Origin of the sequence: Pelagibacterium flavum (assembly GCF_025854335.1) — a bacterium.
Lineage (GTDB): Bacteria > Pseudomonadota > Alphaproteobacteria > Rhizobiales > Devosiaceae > Pelagibacterium > Pelagibacterium flavum.
The window spans coordinates 960,824-982,564 of sequence record NZ_CP107716.1; the positions used below are offsets into that span (position 1 = coordinate 960,824).

Below are 21,741 nucleotides of genomic sequence, written 5' to 3' on the forward strand. Positions count from 1 at the left end.
CGAACTCTTGTGCGCACAATTGGTCGATTACCGCGTTGCAAGAGGAATGCCAGTTTGAGGTTCTCCGCATTTCCTTTTTAAATCAGTGGCTTGGTTGAGACCGCATGATGCGCTTTTCGGTTCGGGCGGCAGGTTTGACCGGGGAAGCGGCAAAAAATGCCGCTCCGCGTTGCGGTTCAAGCCGCAAGGGAGTAAAAGCCGCCATCTGTGCCGGATGGGAACGCCATCCGGTTTGTCCGCTGGCCCTTGACCCCAACCGGATGAGAGAGAAATGGTGAACTCCCTTGGTTTCGACCGGCCCCCCGGCGAAACACGCGTCGTCGTCGCAATGTCGGGCGGCGTCGATTCTTCAGTCGTTGCCGGACTTCTGGCCCGTGAGGGTTATGAGGTGATTGGCGTTACCCTGCAGCTTTACGATCATGGTGAAGCCACGTTCCGCAAGGGATCGTGTTGTGCGGGGCAGGATATTCATGATGCCCGCCGCGTGTCGGCGACCCTTGGCATTCCCCACTACGTGCTCGATTACGAGGAGCGTTTCCGCAAAGCAGTGATCGAGCCGTTCGCCGAAAGCTACGCACTGGGCGAGACGCCCATTCCGTGCGTTTCGTGCAACCAGTCCGTCAAGTTCGTGGATCTGATGGAAGTGGCCCGCGATCTGGGCGCCGATTGTCTGGCGACCGGTCATTATGTCCGCTCACGCATTGTCGATGGCAAGCGCCAGCTTTTGCGCCCGCTCGATGGCGACAAGGACCAGACCTATTTCCTGTTTGCCACGACAGCGGGCCAGCTCGATTTCCTGCGCTTTCCGCTGGGCAACATGACCAAGGACGAAACGCGGGAATTGGCACGCGACATGGGGCTGGTGGTTGCCGAAAAAAGCGACAGCCAGGACATCTGTTTCGTGCCCAAGGGCTCTTATTCCGATGTGATCAAGAAGCTGATGCCCGAAGCCGAAAAGCCCGGCGATATCGTCGATGCCCATGGCCGCGTACTCGGGCGCCACAAGGGGATCATCCATTACACCATCGGGCAGCGGCGCGGCCTGGGCATTGCTTCGGGCGACCCGCTCTATGTGTTGCGGCTGGACGCCAAAACCCAGCAGGTGGTGGTGGGACCGAAATCTGCGCTCACGGCGCGGACGGTGCGGCTGCGTGACCTCAACTGGCTCGGGCCGCGTCCGCTGGCGGAAATGGCAGATGGCAATGGGCTGGCGCTCGAAGCCAAGGTGCGCTCGACGCGCGCGCCGCAGGAAGCCGTGGTCAATATTCGGGACGGCGAGGTCTATGTCACGCTGATCGCCGGGGAAACCGGCATCGCGCCGGGGCAGGCCTGCGTTCTTTATTCCGACGACAGCGCAGATGCACAGGTTCTGGGCGGCGGGTTCATTGCCGAGGCGGTGCCGTCGGCGCTGGTCGCCTGACATAGCATCGCTATTGGGCGTCCTGAATCTCTTCTGGCGTTTCGGCGGCGGGCTCTGAGCCCGGTTCGATCGTCGAAAGGTCCTCGACTGCTGTCGATCCGGCGACATTGCCTTCGCCCCATTCATTGATGGTTGCGATGATTGTTGCACCAATGGTGATGACGGCCAGGGCGCCAAAGATCAGAAGGATGATGCGATTGCCCCAATTGGGCTTTTCGGTCTCGGCCATGGCGTTCTCCTTGCTGAAGGCAGGTTGGTGCCTCTGACATAAGGCCGTGCGAGAAAAAATTCCAAGGATATTGCCGCGCCAATCGTCACACGTGCAAATAGACGTCGCGCGTGGCAGCTGAAAGGGCAGGGGTGGATCAGATTCTGGCAACAGAGGATACCATCGCCCGCGCGGCGAAGGGCGACCGCGCGGCCTTTGCCGCGCTGGTCTCGCTCCATTACGATTTTCTCTACCGCACGGCGTATAAATGGTGCGGAAATCGCGAAGACGCTGAAGACGTAACCCAGGATGTCTGCATCAAGCTGGCAACGGCGATTTCCGGTTTCGACGGGCGGTCTGCCTTTACCAGTTGGCTCTATCGGATCGTGCTCAACGCGGTGCGGGACCGGCAGCGACAGGGTGTTCGGCGCAGTCGACAGAGCGAAGCCCTCGCGCATGTGACGGCAAGCGAAATGGCGCCCGAACAGGAAAGTGTCGCCACCCAATCGCAAATCTGGGACGCCGTCCGCAAGCTTCCGGAAAAGCAACGTGATGCGGTTCTGCTGGTCTATGGGGAGGATATGGCGCATGCGGAGGCTGCGGCCATCATGGGAACCAGGGAATCCACCGTCTCCTGGTATGTTCATGAGGCCAAAAAGGCCCTGAAAGGCTTGGTTTAGATATGGACGACAAGCTCAAATCCGCACTCGGCGGCGTGACGCCTCCCCCGGCCTCCAGCGACGCGCGCGAACTGGCGCTGGCCGCCGCCATGACCGCCTTCGATGATGCGCAAGAGCAGAAAAATGCGCATGGCGTCCAAGGAATGCGCTCGGGTGAGCGTCTCAGGTCCATCGTTTCCAAGATCAAAGGGACATGGACAATGGATATGCGTATTCCGCTCGGCGCGACATTCGCCGCGCTTTTGGTGCTGCCGCTCGGCGTCGCCATGATGAACCGGACGCCGCTGACGCCTCTCGACCAGCTTTTCGAACGGCCCGAACAGGAAAGCGCCGGACGCGAAAGGGTGCAGGCCGAAGCGCCGCAAGCGGAGACATCGGCTGGCGTGTCATCCGATATGGAGATGGCCGATACCATGATTGCCGAACCGGCGCCCATGCCTGCGGCCGCGCCGGCCCCGGTGATGACGCAGAGACTGTCCAATGTCATGCCCTCGGGCGCCCAGGAATTCGGAGGTGCAGCGAGCGGTGTGTCAGGAGACCGGTTTACCGCGTTCGATGAAGGCGGCGTGCAGATCGTTGCCGACAATCCGGTTTCGACCTTCTCGATCGATGTGGACACCGCCGCCTATGCCTATGTCCGTCGTTCGCTGGAAATGGGGCAAATCCCACCGGCCGACGCGGTGCGGGTCGAGGAACTCGTCAACTATTTCGACTACAATTATCCCGCTCCGGTCGGCGACGCGCCATTCGAGACATCTGTGGCTGTGACGGAATCGCCGTGGAACCCGGAGAACCGGCTGGTTCATATCGGAATACAAGGCGAACCCGTTGATCTTGACGCCGTGCCGCCAGCCAATCTGGTGCTGCTGATCGACACGTCGGGTTCGATGGACGAGGCGAGCAAGCTGCCGTTGCTCAAGCGGGCGTTTGCGCTGCTGGTCAACGAAATGGGAGCCGAGGATTCGATCTCGATCGTGACCTATGCGGGAAGAGCGGGGGTTGTGCTCGAGCCGACGCCGGCGAGCGACAAGGCGACGATCCTGCAAGCGATCGAAGATCTGGTGCCGGGCGGGTCGACCGCGGGGGCGCAAGGGATCGAGGCGGCTTACGATCTGGCTGAAAGAGCGATGATCGACAGCGGAACCAATCGCGTGCTGCTGGCAACTGATGGCGATTTCAACGTGGGGCTGTCCGACCCTGATGGGCTCGAGAGCTTCATCGAGACCAAGCGCGATGAGGGGATTTTCCTTTCGGTCCTGGGGTTCGGCACAGGCAATTACAATGACGCTGTCATGCAATCGCTCGCCCAGGCCGGAAACGGCAACGCTGCCTATATCGACAGTTATTCCGAAGCCCGGAAGGTTCTGGTCGAAGAGATGGGCGGCACGCTTTTGACCATTGCCAAGGACGTTAAAATTCAGGTCGAATTCAATCCACAGACGGTCTCGGAATATCGGCTGATCGGCTATGAAACGAGGGGCCTGGCGCGCGAGGATTTCAATGACGATGCCGTGGACGCAGGCGATATCGGGGCAGGGCACACGGTGACGGCGATCTACGAGATCACTCCGGCCGGCGCACGCGGGTCGGTCGATCCGTTGCGGTATGGCAGCGATGTGGCTGTGGCACCTGACGGCAATGACGACGAGCTGGGGTTCCTGAAGCTGCGCTACAAGGCGCCCGATGGCGATGTGTCCGAACTGATCGAAAAGCCGATCCGGCTCGATACGGGCACGGCCATGGCAAGCGGCGATTTGAACTTTGCAACCGCCGTTGCGGCCTTCGGGCAAAAGCTCAAAGGGTCGACGCATCTGCGCACAATGAGTTGGCCCGAGATCAGGGCACTGGCTGCTTCGGCGATTGAAGACGATCCGACGGGGCGGCGCGCGGAATTTTTAGGGCTGGTCGATATCGCCGAAAGCCTTGCGAACTGAACAAAAGGCCCAGGATTGTCCCGGGCCTTTCTCTGTAATATCCGCACTCTAGTCTATCGGCTTAAGACCCGCTTCGATCTGGGCGCGCTTGGGTTCGAGGAAAGGCGGCAGGGCGAGGTGTTCGCCTAAAGTTTCCATCGGTTCATCGACATCGAATCCGGGGCCGTCGGTTGCGATTTCAAACAGGATGCCATTGGGCTCGCGGAAATAGAGCGAGGTGAAGTAGTATCGCGCGACTTCGCCGGAGGTGCGTAGGCCCGCCTGGGTTGCACGTGCCACCCATTGATCGAACTGTTTTTTGTCCGGTGTGCGGAAGGCGACGTGATGTACGCCACCTGCACCGGGCCGGGCAAAGGGCAGATCGGGCTCGACGGCAACGTGCAGTTCGGCCGAAGCGCCGCCATCGCCCATGGCAAAGACATGCACCTCGCCCTGAATGTCGGTCGCGGGATGGGTGCGGACTTTGCGCATGTTCATGACGGTCGTCAGCACGGCCTCGGAGCGCTTGAGATCGGGCACGCTCATGGTGATCGGGCCCAGCCCCTTGATCTGGCGTTCCATGGGCACCGGGCTTTTGTCCCATGGGTTTGCGCCTCCGGCCCGCGTGTCGTTGACCAGCCGCAAGCGCTGGCCCTCGGGGTCTTCGAAATCGAGAGACATGTGACCGGCCCGTTCAGCGATATCGGAGGTCTTGACGCCATTGGCTTCGAGGCGGGTCTTCCACCAGTCGAGCGCTGTTTCGCCCTCTACCCGGAATGCGGTGCGCACGATGGAATGGGTGCCACGTTGCTCGGGGGCGGCGGGCCAATCAAAGAAGGTGATATCGGAGCCTGGCGAAGCTTTGCCGTCGCCATAAAACAGATGATAGGCGGTCGTATCGTCCTGATTGACGGTGCGCTTGACCAGCCGCAGACCGAGCACCTGCGTGTAGAACCGCAGATTTTCGCGCGCGTTGGCGGTTACGGCGGTCAGATGGTGCAGTCCGGTAAGTTCGAGGGCCATGACGGTCTCCAAAAGCGAGTGTTGTTGCACCTAACATAGATCGCGTCGGGGTTTGCCAAAACGGGTGCAAACCTAATTCATTATTCGACACCGGCGAACGACGTAACCTGCCGATTCTGTCTAGGCGTCCATGCACGAGCGCGCTTTGCCGAGTCTTTGCGCAACCTGTCATGGTTCAAATCGTTCCTGACCTGAACCGCGCGACACAGCAAAGGGAGGCGGCATCATGACAAGCGCGAACGAGCGGCAGGCTGGCTCGAAGGAAACTGACGAGGGGATTGATGCCGAGACGAGCGAGCCCTTCTCGTCTCTCGAGGACGCGGAAAAAGCCGCGCAGAACTGCAGACGCTGTCCGCTGTACAAGAATGCGACCCAGGTTGTTTTCGGAGAGGGGCCTGAGCATGCTCCCATCATGCTGGTGGGAGAACAACCGGGCGATCGCGAGGATATTGAGGGTTATCCCTTCGTGGGGCCGGCTGGAAAATTGCTTGACGAGGTGCTGGCCGAAGCGGGGATCGACCGTACGAAAGTGTTCGTGACCAATGCCGTTAAGCATTTCAAGTTCATGCCACGTGGCAAACGGCGGCTGCACCAAAAACCCAATCGTGGGGAGATATCGGCTTGCCGGTTCTGGCTTGATCGCGAGCGGGCGCTGGTTGGCCCCGAGGTCGTCGTGGCACTTGGAGCGACGGCGGCACAAAGCCTGTTGGGATCGGGCGCGACAATATCGAAACTCCGCGATTCACCGAGCGAAATGGACGATGGAATGATGGTTTTCGTGACCGTACATCCGGCCTATCTGCTGCGTATGCCTGACCGCGCAAAGGCCGCCGAAGAGAGAAAGGCTTTCGCGCGCGATCTCGCTGCGATCAAGCAGTACATGGAAAGCATAAACGAGGGGTAGCGTGGCGCTTGACAGCGCGAACGCCGATCCCTAATAAGCCTCGTGCCGGCAGCCCTTCGCGCAGACGGCACGCCGCCCGCGCGGCCAAGCCTCAATGGGGCGGAGTAGCTCAGCTGGTTAGAGCAGCGGAATCATAATCCGCGTGTCGGGGGTTCAAGTCCCTCCTCCGCTACCAATTCGTACGCGATAGTGCGATAAGGTACTCAAGAAACACGATTTTTTGTGAAAGCGCACTACTACGACGATGTGTCTGTTGGTAGCGGTCGGCGGAGATGAGGAACTGGAATGCATGGTGAATGGCGAGTGGGACGGCAATGCGCTTGGTCGGCCGGCCATTTGGTTAAAGTCCGCTTTGCGCCCTCATGTCGGCCATTCGCGATCCATCGTTTTCATCCCAGAAGCTGCTATTTGCTGCAGGAGATTAATGCCCTAAGAGGGCATCCAAATCCCTAAGGTCTTTGGAACTTGGCAACGCAATTTCGGGCCGACTAGCGTGTAAGCGTAGAGGTTCGTTGAGTACCGCTAGGTCATCGCGTTTGGTCTTGAGTCATTGACATCAAAATGCGTTCGCCTACCCAGTTTACGTGCGGCCAAGTTCAATCGCAATCGGTCATATTTCCGCTTTTCCAGCGGCGTGTTTTGGCGCCAACCTCTTTCAATATTCTGCGGACAACTGGCTGATTGCGAAGCTTGGTCGCTGGAAGGATTGCAAATACGAGTTCTAGGGTCCATACCCAATCAGTTTGTTGAATAGACGCTGCAAATCAGATTCTCTGGCTTTAGATGAGTTCGGAGGTATCGATGAGCAGACTATTTTGGTTGAGTGATGCAGCTTGGGCGGCCATTGAGCCACATCTCCCCAAGAACCAGCCTGGAGCACGTCGAGTGGATGACCGGCGGGTAATTTCGGGGATCGTTCATATGCTCAAGTGCGGCGGACGCTGGGCTGATTGCCCTGCCGAGTATGGCCCCTCGACAACAGTCTACAATCGCTGGAACCGCTGGAGTCGCCGCGGCGTATGGGCACGCATTCTCGCGGCTCTGACCGAACAAGGCTGGATTGCGGAAACCGCCCAGATCGACAGCAGCTATATCAAAGCCCATCGCTGTGCAGGCGGGGGAAAAGGGGGGCGCGAACCAATGCCATTGGCATCTCGCGTGGTGGCCGGACCACCAAGATCCATGCGCTCGTCGACGTTATCGGCAGACCGATCCGCCTCATCCTGACGCCCGGCAATGCCTCGGACATGAAGGGGGCCGATCTGCTCATCGCCCACACGATGGGCATGAAGAGAGTTATTGCTGACCGCGGCTATGATGCCAACCGCCTTCGTTCCACTCTGCGCAACCAGAAGACAATCCCGGTCATCCCTGGCCGCAAGAACCGGAAGCGCAAAATCAAATACGACGAGAAACGCTACAAAGACCGCTGGCGTGTCGAGGCCATGTTCTGCCGGCTCAAGGATTTCCGCCGCGTTGCCACCCGATACGACAAGCTTGCCCGAAACTATCTATCTGCTGTCATGCTCGCAGCGGCAGTCGCATACTGGCTATGAACGAGTCTCGACCCTAGAAAGTTCGGATTGGATCACTGCAAGGTTTAATCGACATTATATTAATGTCATCGGAATAGATCGACGGCCTCGAGAGCCTGAAACGTTGGTACTGCATGATATGCTGCCAGTCTGCGCGATAGGAGCCCAGTGCGATATCGCTAAAGAAGGCAAGAAGACCGGCATTCGAAGCTGCCTGAATGACATTGATCATTAGGTAACACTGGTCAGTTGGATCAGATACTTCATCGCGTCCGATACGCCGACGTTCGCGTCCTAAAAGACCGGAAAAGAAACCATAGCTTCCTTAGCTGTTGCGGCCTGCTTCAGAGACCCAATAATGGCCGGGTCGGCGATGAGCGCTCGGAGCAAGTCGGGTCGAACCAGATCGTTGGACTGTCTGAGGCGATGAAGCAGGGCTCATCATAGCACATGATGGATACTGTAACCTGGTACAGTATGTGAAGTTCGAAGACTCCAACTTTACATCAGAATTTGCGCGCGGATCTGAGCCTGCCGTCGCTCTTCCCTTTGAGAAGTACTGGACGTCAGAAGCTTTCTTTTGTGACGCTCGGCAACATCCATGGTGGCCCACCCGAGTTTTTTGGATGCCTCTAGCTTTGAGGCGGGACGTGATAGGCGTGGACAAGTTCCCTCTTGCAATGAAAGCTGGTAGCGTATACGATAATGAACATGGAAGCGAATTCGATAACTCAGACAAGAACTGAGAAGGCGGGCGGCTCGTCGACGCGGTCGGCCTATGCCACCATCAAGCGCAAGATCATGGACAATGAGTTTGCGCCCGGAATGCAGATGCCCGAGCAGCAGCTCGCCGATTATCTCGGTCTGTCGCGTACGCCGGTGCGGGAAGCACTGATCCGGCTGGCCCAGGAAGGTCTTATCGAAGTTATCCCCCGGCACGGCATGCGCGTTCTGCCCGTGTCGGTGGCGGATATGAAAGAGATTTACGAGGTTCTGGTCAGTCTGGAGCCGATGGCGACCGAACTGCTTGCCAAACGCCGCCCAGACGAAAAGGAGATGTCGCGGCTGATCGAGGCCTGTGCCGAAATGGAAGCGGCGCTTGAAGCCGATGATCTCCAGACCTGGGCCAAGGCCGACGAGAAATTTCATTTCGAGCTCGTTCAGCTTTGCGGCAACAGGCGTCTGGCATCGATGGTGATGGGTGTCTGGGAGCAATCGCACCGGGCGCGGATGATCACGCTCCGGATGCGGCCTAAACCTTATGAATCAACGCGCGAGCATCGCGCGGTTGTAGAAGCAATTCTGGCCGGTGACGCCGCGCAGGCGCGCGAGCTTTACCGGCAGCACAGGAGCAAGGCGGCCAATGCGATGATTTCGATTATCGAGCAGATGGGTATGTCCCAGCTCTAAAGGGTAGCGCCGGGACGGCGCGTTGAGAACGCACAAAAGGAAAACAGTGGATCGCGCGGGAATGTGAGCGGTCCAAGGGAAGAGTGTTGCTGAAATTGGAGTTGGCGCGGGCGGATCGCCTGAGGCGCTGACCTGGGAGAAAGTACGGTATGATCTGGTGCTCAAAAGCGCCGCGGCATCGTCGCGGCGAGCGGAGAGACTTTACGAAAATTCGGGCCCTGCCTGCGGGAGGCGTGCAATGACTTTGCCGCTCGAAGGTATGCGCGTGCTCGATGTCAGCCAGGTTATGGCCGGGCCGTTCTGCTGCATGATGCTCGGTGACATGGGTGCGGACGTTATCAAGATCGAACCGCCCGTCACAGGAGACCAGACGCGCCGTTCGATGGGCTTTCGGCTCAATAGTGACGACAGCCCCGGTTTTCTCGCTCTCAATCGCAACAAGCGCAGCATTGCGATCAATCTCAAATCCAAGGCCGGTCTCGAGATATTCTACCGGCTGGTGGAAACCGCCGATGTCCTTGTCGAGAACAACCGGCCCGGCGTCGCAAAACGCCTCGGCATCGATTACGAGACCGTGCGCAAGATCAACCCGAGGCTGATCTATGCCTCCATTTCGGGCTTCGGCCAAACCGGCCCTTATGCGGACAGGCCCGGATTCGATCTGATCGCGCAGGCCATGTCGGGCGTATTGAGCGTCACGGGATCCCCGGGCGGGGAGCCGGTCAAGTCGAGCGTTCCGGTTGGTGATCTGGGTGCCGGTCTTTTCACAATCTATGGCATTCTCAGCGCTTATATCGGGCGCCAGACGAGCGGGGTCGGTCAATATATCGATTCCTCGCTGATCGAAGCGGCAATGGCGCTTTCGGTCTGGGAAGTCACCGAATTCTGGGGCACGGGCAAGGTGCCCCAGCCACTTGGAACGGCCAATCGCATGAGCGCGCCCTATCAGGCGGTCAAGGCGAGCGATGGCTATATCGTTGTCGGTGCCGCCAACCAAAAACTCTGGAAGGCGTTCTGTGATGTTCTGGGGCGGCCCGAATTGTTCGAAGATCCGCGTTTTGCCTCCAATGTGGAGCGGCTTGCCAACCGCGCCGAGTTGATTGCGGAATTCGAGCCGATCTTTGCAACAAAACCCGCCGAACACTGGGTTTCAGCATTGCTGGCGGCGGGCGTTCCGGCTGCGCCTGTCAACAATTTTGAGGAATCGCTTGGCAGCGAGCACGCCAAGGTGCGCGAGATGGTCATGGAAATCGATCATCCGGCGGAAGGTAAGATCAAGGCGCTCGGCTTTCCGGTCAAGATGCGCGGCACGCCACAGGAAGTCCGCTATCCGCCACCAATGCTGGGCGAGCATCGTGACCAGATCCTCGCTGAAATCGGATTGAGCGGCAAGGTCGAGGACCTTGAGGCGGGGGATGCGTTCTCGAAATGAGCAGCGGAACCGTCAGACTGGATATTGTAGGGTCGGTTGCAAGGGTCACTTTCGACCGCCCCGAAGCGCGCAACGCCATGACCTGGGCGATGTATGAGCAGCTCGAAGCGGCCTGCGACCGCATTGCGGCCGAACCGGCATTGCGTTGCGCAATATTGCGCGGGGCGGGCGGCAAGGCATTCGTCGCCGGCACCGATATTGCCCAGTTCACGGCATTCACAGGCGCCGAGGATGGCATTCGTTACGAGGACGCCATGGAGCCGATATTGTCCAAGCTGGCCGGGCTGCCGGTTCCGACCCTTGCCGTCGTCGAGGGCTGGGCGGTGGGTGGCGGACTGGCGCTGGCGTCGCTCTGCGATCTGCGCATTGCAACAGATGATGCGCGGTTCGGTCTACCCATTGCCCGTACGCTCGGCAATTGCCTTTCAATGCGCAATGTGGCGCGGCTCAATGCCCTGCTCGGACCGGCGCGTATCAAGCGCATCGTCATGCTGGCCGAAATGCTGGGCGCCGAGGAACTCAAGGCCTGCGGCTATCTCGCCGATGTCGCATCACGCGAGACGCTCGATGAGAAGGTATCCGCGCTCGTTGAAAAGATTTTGTCGCACGCGCCGCTCACCTTGCGCGTGACCAAGCAGGCCCTGTTGCGGCTCGAAGGCGAAATGCCTGCCGACCGCGATCTGATCGAGACCTGCTACGGCAGCAATGATTTCAAGCTCGGTGTCGCCGGGTTCGGAACCAAGACGGTTCCGGACTGGACGGGGTCATAGCGGGCGAACGTGCCGATGGCCGCCTTGGGGAAGTCGGCCAAAACGGAGACATCAACAAGGAGGAAACGATGTCCAAGACCAGAATACCAAAGGACTTTCTAATCGCAGGCATGGCCGTAGCGCTCGGCCTTTCCGTCATACCCGCCTTTGCGCAGGACTTCGAGGAAGTGACCTTCGTTGTCGGCAACAATCTGTTCTCGACCCCTGCCTTCATCGCCGTTGAGAACGGATACTGGGTCGATCGCGGTCTCAATGTGCAGCTGCGCCTTGTGGGCAGCGGACGTGAAATCACCCAGGCGCTCAATGCGGGTGAGGCCGAATTGGGCGGCGCCAATATGGGCACGACCACGGCCAGTGCACGTGCCAGCGGCAACATGCTCAAGGGCGTGATCCCCTATTACAACAACGCGCTCTATATCTCGATTGCCGGCGGGCGCGGTATTGTTGGTCGTGCTGACAGCGGCATCACCAGCGATCCTTCCTCATTTGTCGGCAAGACGGTTGGCAGCCTCAATGGCAGCACGCAGGAAGTCTATCTGCGCCAGTTCCTCGCCTCTGGCGGGGTCGCCTATGAGGACGTCGAGGTTATCAATGTTCCGGTGCCGGACATGCCGATCAGCCTCGCGCAGGGACTTGTCGATGCCACGGTGCCCTGGGAGCCCTATCTCAGCCAGAGCCTGCGTGAACTTGGCGACAATGGCGTCGAGGTGAGCCGTGCTGCGCCGGGTTATGTTGCCGACGTTATCGGCGTGCTGGCCAATGAGGAATTCATCGCCGCTAACCCCGAACTGCTCGAGCAGTTTGCGCTCGGCATGCTCGAAGCGACCCGGTTCGTGCGTCAGAACCCCGAGGATGCGGCACAGATCGCCACCTATTATCTCGACGGTCTCAATCTCGATGATGCTTCGTCGGGCATTCGCTACATGTCCTGGGACCCGCGCATTTCGATCTGCACCGATGAAGGTCTGATGCAGACAGGCAATGAGATGATCGAAGACGGGCTAATCGTTGCCGATCCGTTTGTCGCCGAAGATTTCGCGGACCGCGCTGTGCTCGACAAGGTGCTCGGTGAAAATCCGGAATTGACCAGCGATCTGGCGGCTCTGCCGACCGATCTGGCTGATTGTCAGGGCGCGCTCTAGCGCCCTGACTACCCTTCCCCGACCACATCAAGGAGTAGAATATGGTCCCCTATGACAAGCAGGTGGTGACGGTCGTTCGCCAGGGCAATATCGGTACTGATACCGATTACGAGCCGCCCCTGCGCATCGGCTTCGGCATAAATGACAAGACGGTAGACAGTCCGAACGCGACGATGGGCCGGTCAATCCTTGTTCCTGGCGCCGGTCCCAACCCCACGCACTACCATGCCGCCAATGATGTGGTCTGGTACATCCTTTATGGCCAGGTCAAACTCTGGCACGCCAAATCGGACGCGGCCGACCGTCAGGAAGTCATGCTGCAGGCTGGCGATTTCGTTTATGTGCCGGCCGGTGCCATTCATGTGATCTCGAACGCTTCGGAGACCGAAGAGGCTTCGCTGATCTTCTGCTATATCGGTGTACCCAACACCGATGCGGCCAAGACCGTGTGGCTTACCGAAGACGGCACGGCTCCAATCGAGAAAAAAGCCAGCGCCTAAGGAGGCTGCAATGAGCGAGACCCTCGCCCGCGACAAGATCGTCGTTGAAAACTTCCAGCACATCTTCGAGACGGCCGACGGTCCCGTTCAGGCCACCGGCAAGATCGATCTCGAAATTCCCGCGGCCCAGTTCGTGACCCTTGTGGGTCCGAGCGGCTGCGGCAAGACAACACTGCTCAAGGCCATAGCGGGGTTCATAAACCCGACGCATGGCCGAATCCTGTGCAATGGGGAGCCTGTTACCGGTCCCGGCCGCGATCGCGGCGTGGTGTTCCAGGAACTGGCGATACTGCCCTGGCGCACGGTGCGGCGGAACATTGCTCACGGGCTTGAAATCGCACGTGTGCAGCAGACGGAAATCGATACAGCGGTCGACCGGCTGATTTCACTGACCGGGCTGACCGGGTTCGAGGATCGCTATCCTCACGAATTGTCCGGCGGCATGAAGCAGCGCGTGGCGGTTGCGCGGACATGGGCCGCCGACCCCGACATCATCCTGATGGACGAGCCGTTCGCGGCGGTCGATGCGATGACGCGCCTCACCTTGCAGGAAGAGCTCGCCTCGCTGAGCTATTCGACCAAAAAGACGGTATTCTTCATCACCCACTCGGTCGATGAGGCCGTGTTCCTTGCCGACCGAGTCCTTGTCATGAGCCGGCGGCCAGGAACCATCAAGGCCAGCATCGACGTGCCGCGGCGCAAGCCGGGCGGGCGCGACTGGGAAAGCTTTACTACCGACACCGAGATGCAGACCATCGTCGAACGCGTGCTGCGTCTGGTCCGCGAGGAAAAGGCCGAACAGTCCCAGGCGTCCAAACCCAAAACACTGGAGGCGGTGGGATGAGTTCGGTGGGTACATCGAACCCGCGTACGGTCACGGCATTCGATCCGTTCAGGATTGGCGGTTTCAGCCTCGTCGCGGGACGATTCAAATTCCTTTTGCCTTTCGCGGTGCTGATCGCGATCTGGTGGGGCATCAAGATCGCGTTCGGATTGTCCGACCGGGTTCTGGTCTCGCCCCCCGATGTTCTGACGGCGCTCTGGACCCTGTTCTCGCGCGGCATTCTCGCCGACTACGCATCGACAAGTCTTTATGCGATCGGGATTTCGATCGTGATCTCGACGCTGGTCGGGGTGCCTTTGGGCTTTGCGGTGGGCGCCAACAAATATGCGGCGCGATCGCTGGATCTTTTCCTGCGCTTTTTCCAGGGCGTGTCGGGCATTTCCTGGCTGCCGCTGGCCATCATTTGGTTCGGCTTCTCCCAGACCACCGTACTCGTAATCGTCGTCTATACGCTCGTCGTGCCGGTTATCTTCAATACCATGATCGGGGTGCGCTCGATTCCGCGCGAATATGCGCTGGCTCTGCGCACGCTGGGGGCCGGGCGCCTCCGGGTGGTCAAGGATGTCTATCTTCCGGGTGCCTTGCCGAGCATCCTTGTCGGGCTGCGGCTGGGCATGGGCTATGGCTGGCGCGCCCTGATCGCCGCGGAAATGCTGGTGCGTGAAGGCGGCCTTGGCGACCTCATCTTCGGGGCGAGGACCTTTGGCCAGATCGACCGCATCATGGGCGGCATGATCATTATCGGCCTGCTCTACATCATCGTGGACCGACTGATCGTTCAGCCGATCGAGGAATTGACCTTCGCACGCTGGGGGGTAATCCAGAAATGACCAATATCAGCGCAAACCGCCGCGCGGGATTGACTTCGCGCGAAATCGTCTGGTTCCTCTTGCCTGCCTTGCCCTTCGTGCTGCTTGCCCTTGGCTGGACGCTCTACTGGGGTATTGCCAAGCCCAATATCGGGACGCTGCCGCCCATCTGGACGGTGTTCACGACACTCTGGCAGATTACGGCAAGCGGTGAGCTGTTCGCTCATATCATTGCCAGTCTCGGGCGTCTGCTCGCCGGCGTCTCAGTCGGCATCATTTCAGGTGTGCTGCTCGGATTTGTCGTCGGGCTGAACAAGAGGGCATCGGACTTCTTTTATCCGCTGGTCATCTTTTTCAGCGCCATTTCGGGCATTGTCTGGCTGCCGCTTGTGATCGGCTGGCTTGGTCTCGGGGCCTCGCTGTTCATATTCCTGATCTGGAACACGGTGTTTTTCCTCGTGTTCCAGAACACGGTGCTCGGCGTGCAGCTGGTGCCGAATGTTCTCGAGCTTGGCGTCAGAACGCTGGGCGGCAGCCGTTTGCACACCATTCTCAACGTCACGGCCTATGGGGCGCTGCCCTATATCCTTTCGGGCATCCGGTCAGGGATCGGGTTCGGCTGGCGTGCGCTGATCGCTGCGGAACTTGTGGGTGCATCGTCGGGTCTTGGCCAGATGATTTTCCGGGCCGCCGAGTTTCACAGGGCCGATATCATTCTTGCCGGCTGTATCGTCATCGGCCTCCTCAGTCTCCTGATGGACCGCCTTCTGCTCGTGCCGCTGGAACGCCGCACGATCGAGCGCTGGGGCCTCGTTTCCCCGTCTGCAAAAGGAGCATGATCCATGTCTGGCAATAGTGCACAGAAATTGCGGCGCAGGATCTTCAACGTTTCGACCGGCAAACTTGCCATCGGCGTTCTCCTGATCTGGGGGATCATCTCGGGTCAGGGCCTTGCGGGGTACCTCACCAAGGACAGCCGGCTGTCGCCGGGTCTGTTGGGACAGGATGCGGTGGATGTCGTTGTCGTTCTCGATTTTGCGCCCGAACGGTTCCATAACGAGCAGATCGCGCGTTACGGCGTGTTCAGCGGCAGGGATGGCGACGTCACCCGGTTCAGGCTCCGAAACGTATCTCCCGGGCAGCTCGAAGCGCTTTCCAGCCTCGTGTGGATTTCAAGGATCGAGCCTCTGACATGAGCGAGATCGTAGTGGGTGGTCCCGCTGCGCTCGGGTTGGCTCTCGGCGCGCAGACGACGGTGATGCTGCCCGTATTTCTACTCGGATCGCTCTCACCGCTGATTATGGCGGATGTCGGGATTGATGCTTTCGGTCTCGGGATGGGCGTGGGGCTGTTCTATGCCGCCGCCGCGCTCGGTTCGGCGCTGCTTGCGCCGCTGGCCGATCGTGCCGATGCCTGGAAAGTCACTCGGTATTGCCTCCTGGCCGTGGCCATAGCCGGGCTGGCGATTGCAACGCTCGGCAGTGCGGCCTGGATCATCTTTGCCGGCCTTCTGGTCTCGGGATTGACGAACGGCGTCATCCAGCCAGCGACCAATGTCGTCGTCTCCCGTTTCGTGCCGGCTGCCCGGCAGGGGCTGGCGTTCGGGATCAAGCAGTCCTCGATACCGCTCGCCACCATGCTGGGTGGATTTGCCGTGCCGGTCATAGGGGTCAGTCTGGGCTGGAAATGGGCCTATGCCATCGCGGCGCTGACGGCACTGCTCGTTGCCGCATTGCTACCCAAACGCCGTGAGGGAACGAGGAGTTCAAGCAGCACGAAAGGGCGCTTGCTGCCCTGGCATATGCTGATTCTTCTGGCGGTCATGTCCGGGCTTGGCGCCGCAAGTGCCAATTCGATGGCGGCGTTTCTCGCGCCATCAATGGTGGCGGGCGGGCATTCGGCGGAAATCGCAGGGATCGTTCTGGCGCTCGGCAGCGCCGTATCGATCAGCGTAAGGCTGGGCATGGGATATGCCGCGGACAGAGGCGCAGTGCCGCTTCTGCCGAGCGTTGCAATCCTTTTTGCCGGTGGCGCTTTCGCATATGTGCTTTTGACACTCTCGACGGCATTGCCGGTCTTCATCGTCGGTTCGCTGCTTGCCTTCGGGATGGGCTGGGGCTGGTCGGGTATTTCGGTACTTGCCATCGTTCGCGCCAACCTGGGCGCGGCAGGTTCCGCCACCGGGGTCACCCAGGTCGGGGTGTTTTCAGGCGCTGTTCTGGGGCCGATGAGTTTTGGCTGGCTGGCGGTCAATGCCGGCTATCCGGCGGCATGGGCCATGATGGGCATAATGACTTTCGCGGCGGCGTGCTGCGCTGTGGGCAGCGAATATCTGGTTTCGCGACATCTGGCTGCGGGGGCCGCGCAATGATCGACGCGCATCTTCATTTCTGGAATGCCGAGCATGCGGTGCATAACTGGCCCGAAAGCGTCACCGGCAAACTCCGGTGCGCCTTCACGCCCGACGATCTCAAGCCGCAATTGGCAGAAGCGGGCGTCGAGTCCGTCGTTCTGATGCAATCGCGGAACGATTTCGAGGAATCCCTGCATTTTTCGCGTTTGGCGGGCGAGCATGATTTTATCGGTGCATTGGTGGGTTGGGTCGATCTTGCCGATCCCGACAATGTCGATGCGGCGCTCGACCGGCTTGCCCAATGCGGAAAGCTGCGCGGGGTCCGTCACCTTATTAATTTCGAACCCGATCCCGACTGGCTGCGCGCCGATCCGGTTCAGCGCTCGGTGGCGCGGATCGCGGCGCGGGGTCTCGTCTTTGATGTGGTTCCGACAGACGACCGGAAGTTCGCGGCGGTGCTCGATCTGGCGCGCGACCATCCCGGCCTCAAGGTCCTGATCGACCATATGGGGCGGCCGCCGGTGGGGCGGGAGCGCGGCAAATGGTTCGCACAGATCGAAGCGGCCAGCGCACTCGCCAATGTCACGATCAAGCTCTCGGTTGGCCTCGATGTTCTCATTGGCTGGACGTGGTCGACCGGTGCGCTTGAGCCCTATGCGCGGCAAATCTTCGACTGTTTCGGACCCGATCGGGTGCTGGCGGCCAGCAACTGGCCGGTCGTTCTCGCTTCGGCCCCGCGCTACGCCGATCTCTGGCGCGAACTGCCCGGGCTGTTGACGCATCTTGATGACCGGCAGCGGGCTGCGGTGCTGGGCGAGAACGCCCGTGCGCTTTTTTCAATCGGATCGTGAGAGCGGGAATGGCGATGAATTTGTTTGATCTGGCTGGACGCAGCGTACTTGTCACCGGCGGCAGCCGGGGGCTGGGCCGGGAAATGGCGCTGGGCTTGGCGCAGGCCGGTGCACATGTCGCGATTGCCGGGCGCAATCGGGATGAACTCGATGCGACTGTCTCCGATATCGAGGCGGCGGGTGGCAAATGCACAGCCATCAAGGCCGATCTGCTCGATGCGAATGGACCGAAATCGCTGGTAGCCAATGCCGTCTCGGCGCTGGGGTGGCTCGATATCGTTCTGCATGCGGCGGGCCATCAGGTGCGCAAGCCCCTCGCAGAGCTGTCGATCGATGAATGGGACGATATTCAGGCCATCCATCTGCGTGCCGCCTTTCTGCTCGCCCAGGGCGCCATTCGTCATTTCCGCGCCAAGGGCATGCCCGGCAAAATCGTCTTTGTCGGTTCGCTCAATTCCCATATCGGCATTGCCAATGTCGGCGCCTATGCCGCGGCCAAAAGCGGGCTTGCGGGATTGGCGCGGGTATTGTCGGCAGAAAATGCGGAAGCGGGGATTTGCGTCAATACAATCATCCCGGGCTATTTCCACACAGCGCTCACCAATGATCTCTTCGCCGACAAGGCGCGGCACGACTGGGTGATGTCGCGCATACCCATGAAGCGGTTGGGTACGCCACAGGACCTTGTGGGTGCCGCAATCTATTTCTCATCGCCAGCCTCCGACTATGTCACCGGCGCGGAAATCCGCGTCGATGGCGGCTGGCTTGCAACCTGATCCAACATTCAAAACAAAGGAGACGACAATGTTCCGGCACATGGCCATTCTGAGGTTCAAGGACAATGCAGACCCCAAGGCGATCGATGCCTATATGGCGGCCTTTCCCGGCTTTGCCTCGAGCCTCCCCATGATCAATCACTGGTATATCGGCCGCAATGAAGGCGCGGGCGGGGAATCTCATGTCAAGCGTCACAGCCTGAGCGGCAATTACGATGTCGGTCTGGTGCTCGAGTTCGATTCGCCAGCCGATTATCTCAGCTACGCCGAATCCAAGGAGCATCAGGCCTTCTTCGAAGAATATTGCGCGCCGATCTTTGCCGAGCGCGTCGTGGTGCAATTCCACCCCGATTGATTGTGCAGAATTTTTGGAGACTGCCGTGAAGGCCGTAATAACCGATACGGAAATCGAGAACCCTGATATCGAGTTCGGACTGCTCAAGGCGGCAGGATTCGAAGTCGAACGGGCCCAAGCGCGGACACCTGAAGAGGTTATCCGCGCCTGCGCCGGCTCGGATGCTGCGCTCGTGCAATATGCCCCTTTCACACGGGATGTGTTCGAGGCGCTGCCCGACCTCAAGATCATCAGCCGGTACGGGATCGGCGTCGATTCCATCGATCTCAAGGCCGCGCGCGAGCATGGCGTGTGGGTGTCCAATGTTCCGGCCTATGGCACGGACGAAGTGCCAACACATGCGCTGGCCATGCTGCTGTCGCTGATGCGGCATCTGCCTTTCCATGATCGCGCCATCCGCGACGGGGTCTGGCATTTCGCCCATACCGGGGAATTCGAATCCCTTGGCGATACAACCCTCGGGATTATCGGCATGGGGCGGTTGGGCCAGCAGGTCGCGCATCTGGCACGGCCCCTGTTCGGGACTGTGCTTGGCTATGATGCGATGCTGCCCGATACTGCCTGGCTAGATTTCGTCGAGCGGCTCGAGCTCCAAGAGCTCGTTTCCCGTTCGCACGCGCTGACGCTGCATGTTCCGCTGACCGATGAGACCCAGAATCTGGTCGATCGCGATTTTCTGTCCAGTATCCGGTCCGGCGGCGCCTATCTTGTCAATACGGCGCGGGGCGGGCTCGTCGATCTCGATGCGGTGCTCGCGGCATTGGACAGCGGGGTCCTCAAAGGCGTAGGTCTCGACGTGCTGCCGGTCGAGCCGCCGCCGATGGGTCACGCGATCCTCCACCATCCGCGTACGCTCATCAGTCCGCACACGGCCTGGTATTCGCGGGCATCGATGGTCGATCTGCGCACGAAATACACACAAAACATCACACAATGGGCCGCACGCGGTGAGGCGGACAATGCCGTCGTCCGCGGCACGCGGTAATCCGCCAGTCTGGAGACTTCAAGAGATGACAACACTTCACCAATCGAGCAAAGAGGCCCTGCCTGTCGATGCCGACGATGCAACGCTTGTCGGCCGGGTCTGGCTTCCCGATGCCAATGGGCCCGCCGTCGTTAAGATCGAGACTGGCCATGTCATCGATATCTCGACCGTTTTCCCGACGATGAGCGATCTCTGCGAGGCGCAGGAGCCGGCTGGAGCCGTGCGCGCAGCCAAAGGCGAGGCCATCGGTTCGCTCGATGACATTCTGGCCAATACGCCGGACAAGGCGCGCGATGACACAAAGCCACATCTTCTTGCGCCTGTCGATCTGCAGGCGATCAAGGCGGCGGGGGTGACCTTTGCCGTTTCCATGCTTGAGCGCGTGATTGAGGAAAGAGCGCGCGGGGCCGCTGAGGACGCGGCACGGTTCCGGGCCGAGATCGAGTCGCTTGTCGGCACCGATCTCGGCGCGCTCCGGCCCGGCAGCGATGAGGCCATGGCGCTCAAGGCCATGCTGATCGAAAAGGGCGCCTGGAGCCAGTATCTCGAGGTGGGTATCGGCCCCGATGCGGAGATCTTCACCAAATCCCAGCCCATGTCCTCGGTCGGGACCGGGGCGGTGTGCGGTCTGCACCCCAATTCCAAATGGAACAATCCCGAGCCTGAAGTGGCACTGGCGGTATCGTCCAAAGGCCGTGTCGTGGGCGCCATGCTGGGCAATGACGTCAATCTGCGCGATGTCGAAGGGCGTTCGGCGCTGTTGCTGGGCAAGGCCAAGGACAACAATGCCTCATGCTCGCTGGGGCCTCTGCTGCGTCTCTTCGACAAGGAGTTCACGCTCGATGATGTTCGGAAAATGGACATTGAACTCACAATCGAGGGCGAGGACGGCTTCCGGCTCGAAGGCCGGTCCTCGCTGAGCAAGATCAGCCGCGACCCCGAGGATCTGGTGGGGCAGGCGATTGGCGCGCATCACCAATATCCCGATGGGCTGGTGCTGTTCCTTGGGACAATGTTCGCGCCGATCGAGGATCGCCATGAGCCCGGTTCGGGGTTCACCCATGAATATGGAGACATGGTAACCATCGCAACGCCGCTGCTGGGCCGTCTCGTCAATGAGATGCAGGCAACCGATAGCTGTCCGCCCTGGACATACGGAACGCGGGCATTGATGCGCAATCTCGCGCAGCGCGGACTTCTTGAGGGAGTTGGAACGGCATGACGGTACATTCGCTCGGCAATCTCGAACCCCAAATTGCCGCAGATGCGGGTTTTATTGCTCACAATGCAACGATCGTCGGCAATGTGCGGATTGCCGCGCGTGCTAGCGTGTGGTTTGGGGCGGTGATCAGGGGCGACAATGAGCTGATCGAGATCGGTGAGTCGTCAAACGTGCAGGACAATGCCGTCATGCACACCGATCCAGGCTTTCCGTTGACTATCGGGTCGGGTTGTACAATCGGCCATCTCGCTTGTCTGCACGGCTGTACGATAGGAGATGGTAGCTTGGTGGGAATGCGTGCAGTCATTCTTAATGGCGCAAAAATTGGAAAGTACTGCCTGATAGGGGCAGGGTCGTTGGTCACCGAAACCATGCTTGTTCCTGATTGTAGCTTGGTGATCGGCGTCCCAGGAAAAGTTGTCCGTACCCTGTCTGAGGAACAAATCGCCGATCTAGGTAAATCGGCGAGTACCTATCTATCACGATCCGAACGTTTCACGCGTCAATTTGTTGAAAACCCAAAGGAAATTAAATTTTGGCCGGCGTAGATGTTGATCTGGGTCAAGCGGGGCGATGCGGGCCCCGGTCTTGCCACTCTCGCTTACTGAT

The 21,741-nt window shown here is 59.8% G+C and carries 23 protein-coding genes and 1 tRNA gene; 22 read left to right on the plus strand and 2 right to left on the minus strand.

The window, feature by feature from the left end:
* Positions 1-271: 271 nt before the first annotated feature.
* Positions 272-1,420, plus strand: coding sequence for a tRNA 2-thiouridine(34) synthase MnmA (gene mnmA, locus OF122_RS04800; protein WP_264226675.1), 1,149 nt, complete (start codon positions 272-274; stop codon positions 1,418-1,420).
* Between the two features lie 10 nt (positions 1,421-1,430).
* Here mnmA and OF122_RS04805 read toward each other — a convergent pair whose 3' ends face one another.
* Positions 1,431-1,649: a hypothetical protein gene (locus tag OF122_RS04805; protein WP_264226676.1), complete on the minus strand. Its 219-nt coding sequence runs from the start codon at positions 1,647-1,649 to the stop codon at positions 1,431-1,433.
* 131 nt (positions 1,650-1,780) lie between these two features.
* On the opposite strand from OF122_RS04805, the gene OF122_RS04810 reads away from it, so the two are divergent.
* Together OF122_RS04810 and OF122_RS04815 are read left to right on the plus strand one after the other, a co-directional pair.
* A complete protein-coding gene (locus OF122_RS04810) occupies positions 1,781-2,308 on the plus strand; it encodes an RNA polymerase sigma factor (RefSeq protein ID WP_264226677.1) in 528 nt (175 codons plus the stop codon).
* Positions 2,309-2,310: 2 nt separating this feature from the next.
* On the plus strand, positions 2,311-4,242 hold the full coding sequence (locus OF122_RS04815) for a vWA domain-containing protein (RefSeq protein ID WP_264226678.1): 1,932 nt from the start codon (positions 2,311-2,313) through the stop codon (positions 4,240-4,242).
* Positions 4,243-4,290: 48 nt separating this feature from the next.
* Here the strand turns inward: OF122_RS04815 and OF122_RS04820 are convergent, their stop codons facing one another.
* Complete coding sequence (locus OF122_RS04820; RefSeq protein WP_264226679.1) at positions 4,291-5,244, minus strand: ring-cleaving dioxygenase; 954 nt, start codon at positions 5,242-5,244, stop codon at positions 4,291-4,293.
* Between the two features lie 226 nt (positions 5,245-5,470).
* On the opposite strand from OF122_RS04820, the gene OF122_RS04825 reads away from it, so the two are divergent.
* The 19 genes from OF122_RS04825 to OF122_RS04915 all read left to right on the plus strand — a co-directional run bounded on the left by OF122_RS04825 (position 5,471) and on the right by OF122_RS04915 (position 21,680).
* The gene (locus OF122_RS04825) at positions 5,471-6,148 is read left to right on the plus strand and encodes a UdgX family uracil-DNA binding protein (RefSeq protein ID WP_264226680.1); all 678 of its coding nucleotides are present in this window, start codon (positions 5,471-5,473) and stop codon (positions 6,146-6,148) included.
* Positions 6,149-6,246: 98 nt separating this feature from the next.
* A tRNA-Met gene (locus OF122_RS04830) sits at positions 6,247-6,323 on the plus strand.
* 626 nt (positions 6,324-6,949) lie between these two features.
* Positions 6,950-7,704 (plus strand): IS5 family transposase gene (locus OF122_RS04835; RefSeq protein ID WP_408636240.1). Its coding sequence is split into 2 segments (ribosomal slippage): positions 6,950-7,291 and positions 7,294-7,704, totalling 753 coding nucleotides; the frame shifts between segments, so codons are not numbered across the junction.
* 690 nt (positions 7,705-8,394) lie between these two features.
* Positions 8,395-9,093, plus strand: coding sequence for a GntR family transcriptional regulator (locus OF122_RS04840; protein WP_264226681.1), 699 nt, complete (start codon positions 8,395-8,397; stop codon positions 9,091-9,093).
* Positions 9,094-9,331: 238 nt separating this feature from the next.
* On the plus strand, positions 9,332-10,525 hold the full coding sequence (locus OF122_RS04845) for a CaiB/BaiF CoA transferase family protein (protein WP_264226682.1): 1,194 nt from the start codon (positions 9,332-9,334) through the stop codon (positions 10,523-10,525).
* Positions 10,522-11,295 carry an enoyl-CoA hydratase/isomerase family protein gene (locus OF122_RS04850; protein ID WP_264226683.1) on the plus strand — a complete coding sequence of 258 codons (774 nt, stop codon included), beginning with the start codon at positions 10,522-10,524 and terminating at the stop codon, positions 11,293-11,295. Before OF122_RS04845 ends, OF122_RS04850 begins: the two co-directional genes overlap by 4 nt.
* Positions 11,296-11,363: 68 nt before the next feature.
* Positions 11,364-12,437, plus strand: a complete 1,074-nt coding sequence (locus OF122_RS04855; protein ID WP_264226684.1) for an ABC transporter substrate-binding protein — start codon at positions 11,364-11,366, stop codon at positions 12,435-12,437.
* Positions 12,438-12,478: 41 nt separating this feature from the next.
* Positions 12,479-12,937, plus strand: coding sequence for a cupin domain-containing protein (locus OF122_RS04860; protein WP_264226685.1), 459 nt, complete (start codon positions 12,479-12,481; stop codon positions 12,935-12,937).
* 10 nt (positions 12,938-12,947) lie between these two features.
* Entirely contained in the window at positions 12,948-13,781 is an 834-nt protein-coding gene (locus OF122_RS04865) for an ABC transporter ATP-binding protein (protein ID WP_264226686.1), read from the plus strand.
* Complete coding sequence (locus tag OF122_RS04870; RefSeq protein WP_264226687.1) at positions 13,778-14,611, plus strand: ABC transporter permease; 834 nt, start codon at positions 13,778-13,780, stop codon at positions 14,609-14,611. Before OF122_RS04865 ends, OF122_RS04870 begins: the two co-directional genes overlap by 4 nt.
* Complete coding sequence (locus OF122_RS04875; protein ID WP_264226688.1) at positions 14,608-15,429, plus strand: ABC transporter permease; 822 nt, start codon at positions 14,608-14,610, stop codon at positions 15,427-15,429. Before OF122_RS04870 ends, OF122_RS04875 begins: the two co-directional genes overlap by 4 nt.
* 3 nt (positions 15,430-15,432) lie before the next feature.
* On the plus strand, positions 15,433-15,786 hold the full coding sequence (locus tag OF122_RS04880) for a hypothetical protein (RefSeq protein ID WP_264226689.1): 354 nt from the start codon (positions 15,433-15,435) through the stop codon (positions 15,784-15,786).
* Positions 15,783-16,961: an MFS transporter gene (locus tag OF122_RS04885; protein ID WP_264226690.1), complete on the plus strand. Its 1,179-nt coding sequence runs from the start codon at positions 15,783-15,785 to the stop codon at positions 16,959-16,961. Before OF122_RS04880 ends, OF122_RS04885 begins: the two co-directional genes overlap by 4 nt.
* Positions 16,958-17,794, plus strand: coding sequence for an amidohydrolase family protein (locus tag OF122_RS04890; protein ID WP_264226691.1), 837 nt, complete (start codon positions 16,958-16,960; stop codon positions 17,792-17,794). Before OF122_RS04885 ends, OF122_RS04890 begins: the two co-directional genes overlap by 4 nt.
* A 14-nt stretch (positions 17,795-17,808) precedes the next feature.
* The gene (locus OF122_RS04895) at positions 17,809-18,570 is read left to right on the plus strand and encodes an SDR family NAD(P)-dependent oxidoreductase (protein ID WP_264226692.1); all 762 of its coding nucleotides are present in this window, start codon (positions 17,809-17,811) and stop codon (positions 18,568-18,570) included.
* 28 nt (positions 18,571-18,598) lie between these two features.
* The gene (locus tag OF122_RS04900; RefSeq protein ID WP_264226693.1) at positions 18,599-18,925 is read left to right on the plus strand and encodes a Dabb family protein; all 327 of its coding nucleotides are present in this window, start codon (positions 18,599-18,601) and stop codon (positions 18,923-18,925) included.
* 25 nt (positions 18,926-18,950) lie between these two features.
* On the plus strand, positions 18,951-19,910 hold the full coding sequence (locus OF122_RS04905) for a C-terminal binding protein (protein ID WP_264226694.1): 960 nt from the start codon (positions 18,951-18,953) through the stop codon (positions 19,908-19,910).
* 25 nt (positions 19,911-19,935) lie between these two features.
* Positions 19,936-21,132 (plus strand): fumarylacetoacetate hydrolase family protein, encoded by a 1,197-nt coding sequence (locus OF122_RS04910; RefSeq protein WP_264226695.1) that lies wholly within the window; start codon positions 19,936-19,938, stop codon positions 21,130-21,132.
* Positions 21,129-21,680 carry a gamma carbonic anhydrase family protein gene (locus OF122_RS04915; protein ID WP_264226696.1) on the plus strand — a complete coding sequence of 184 codons (552 nt, stop codon included), beginning with the start codon at positions 21,129-21,131 and terminating at the stop codon, positions 21,678-21,680. The genes OF122_RS04910 and OF122_RS04915 overlap by 4 nt, the downstream gene beginning before the upstream one ends.
* Positions 21,681-21,741: the final 61 nt, after the last annotated feature.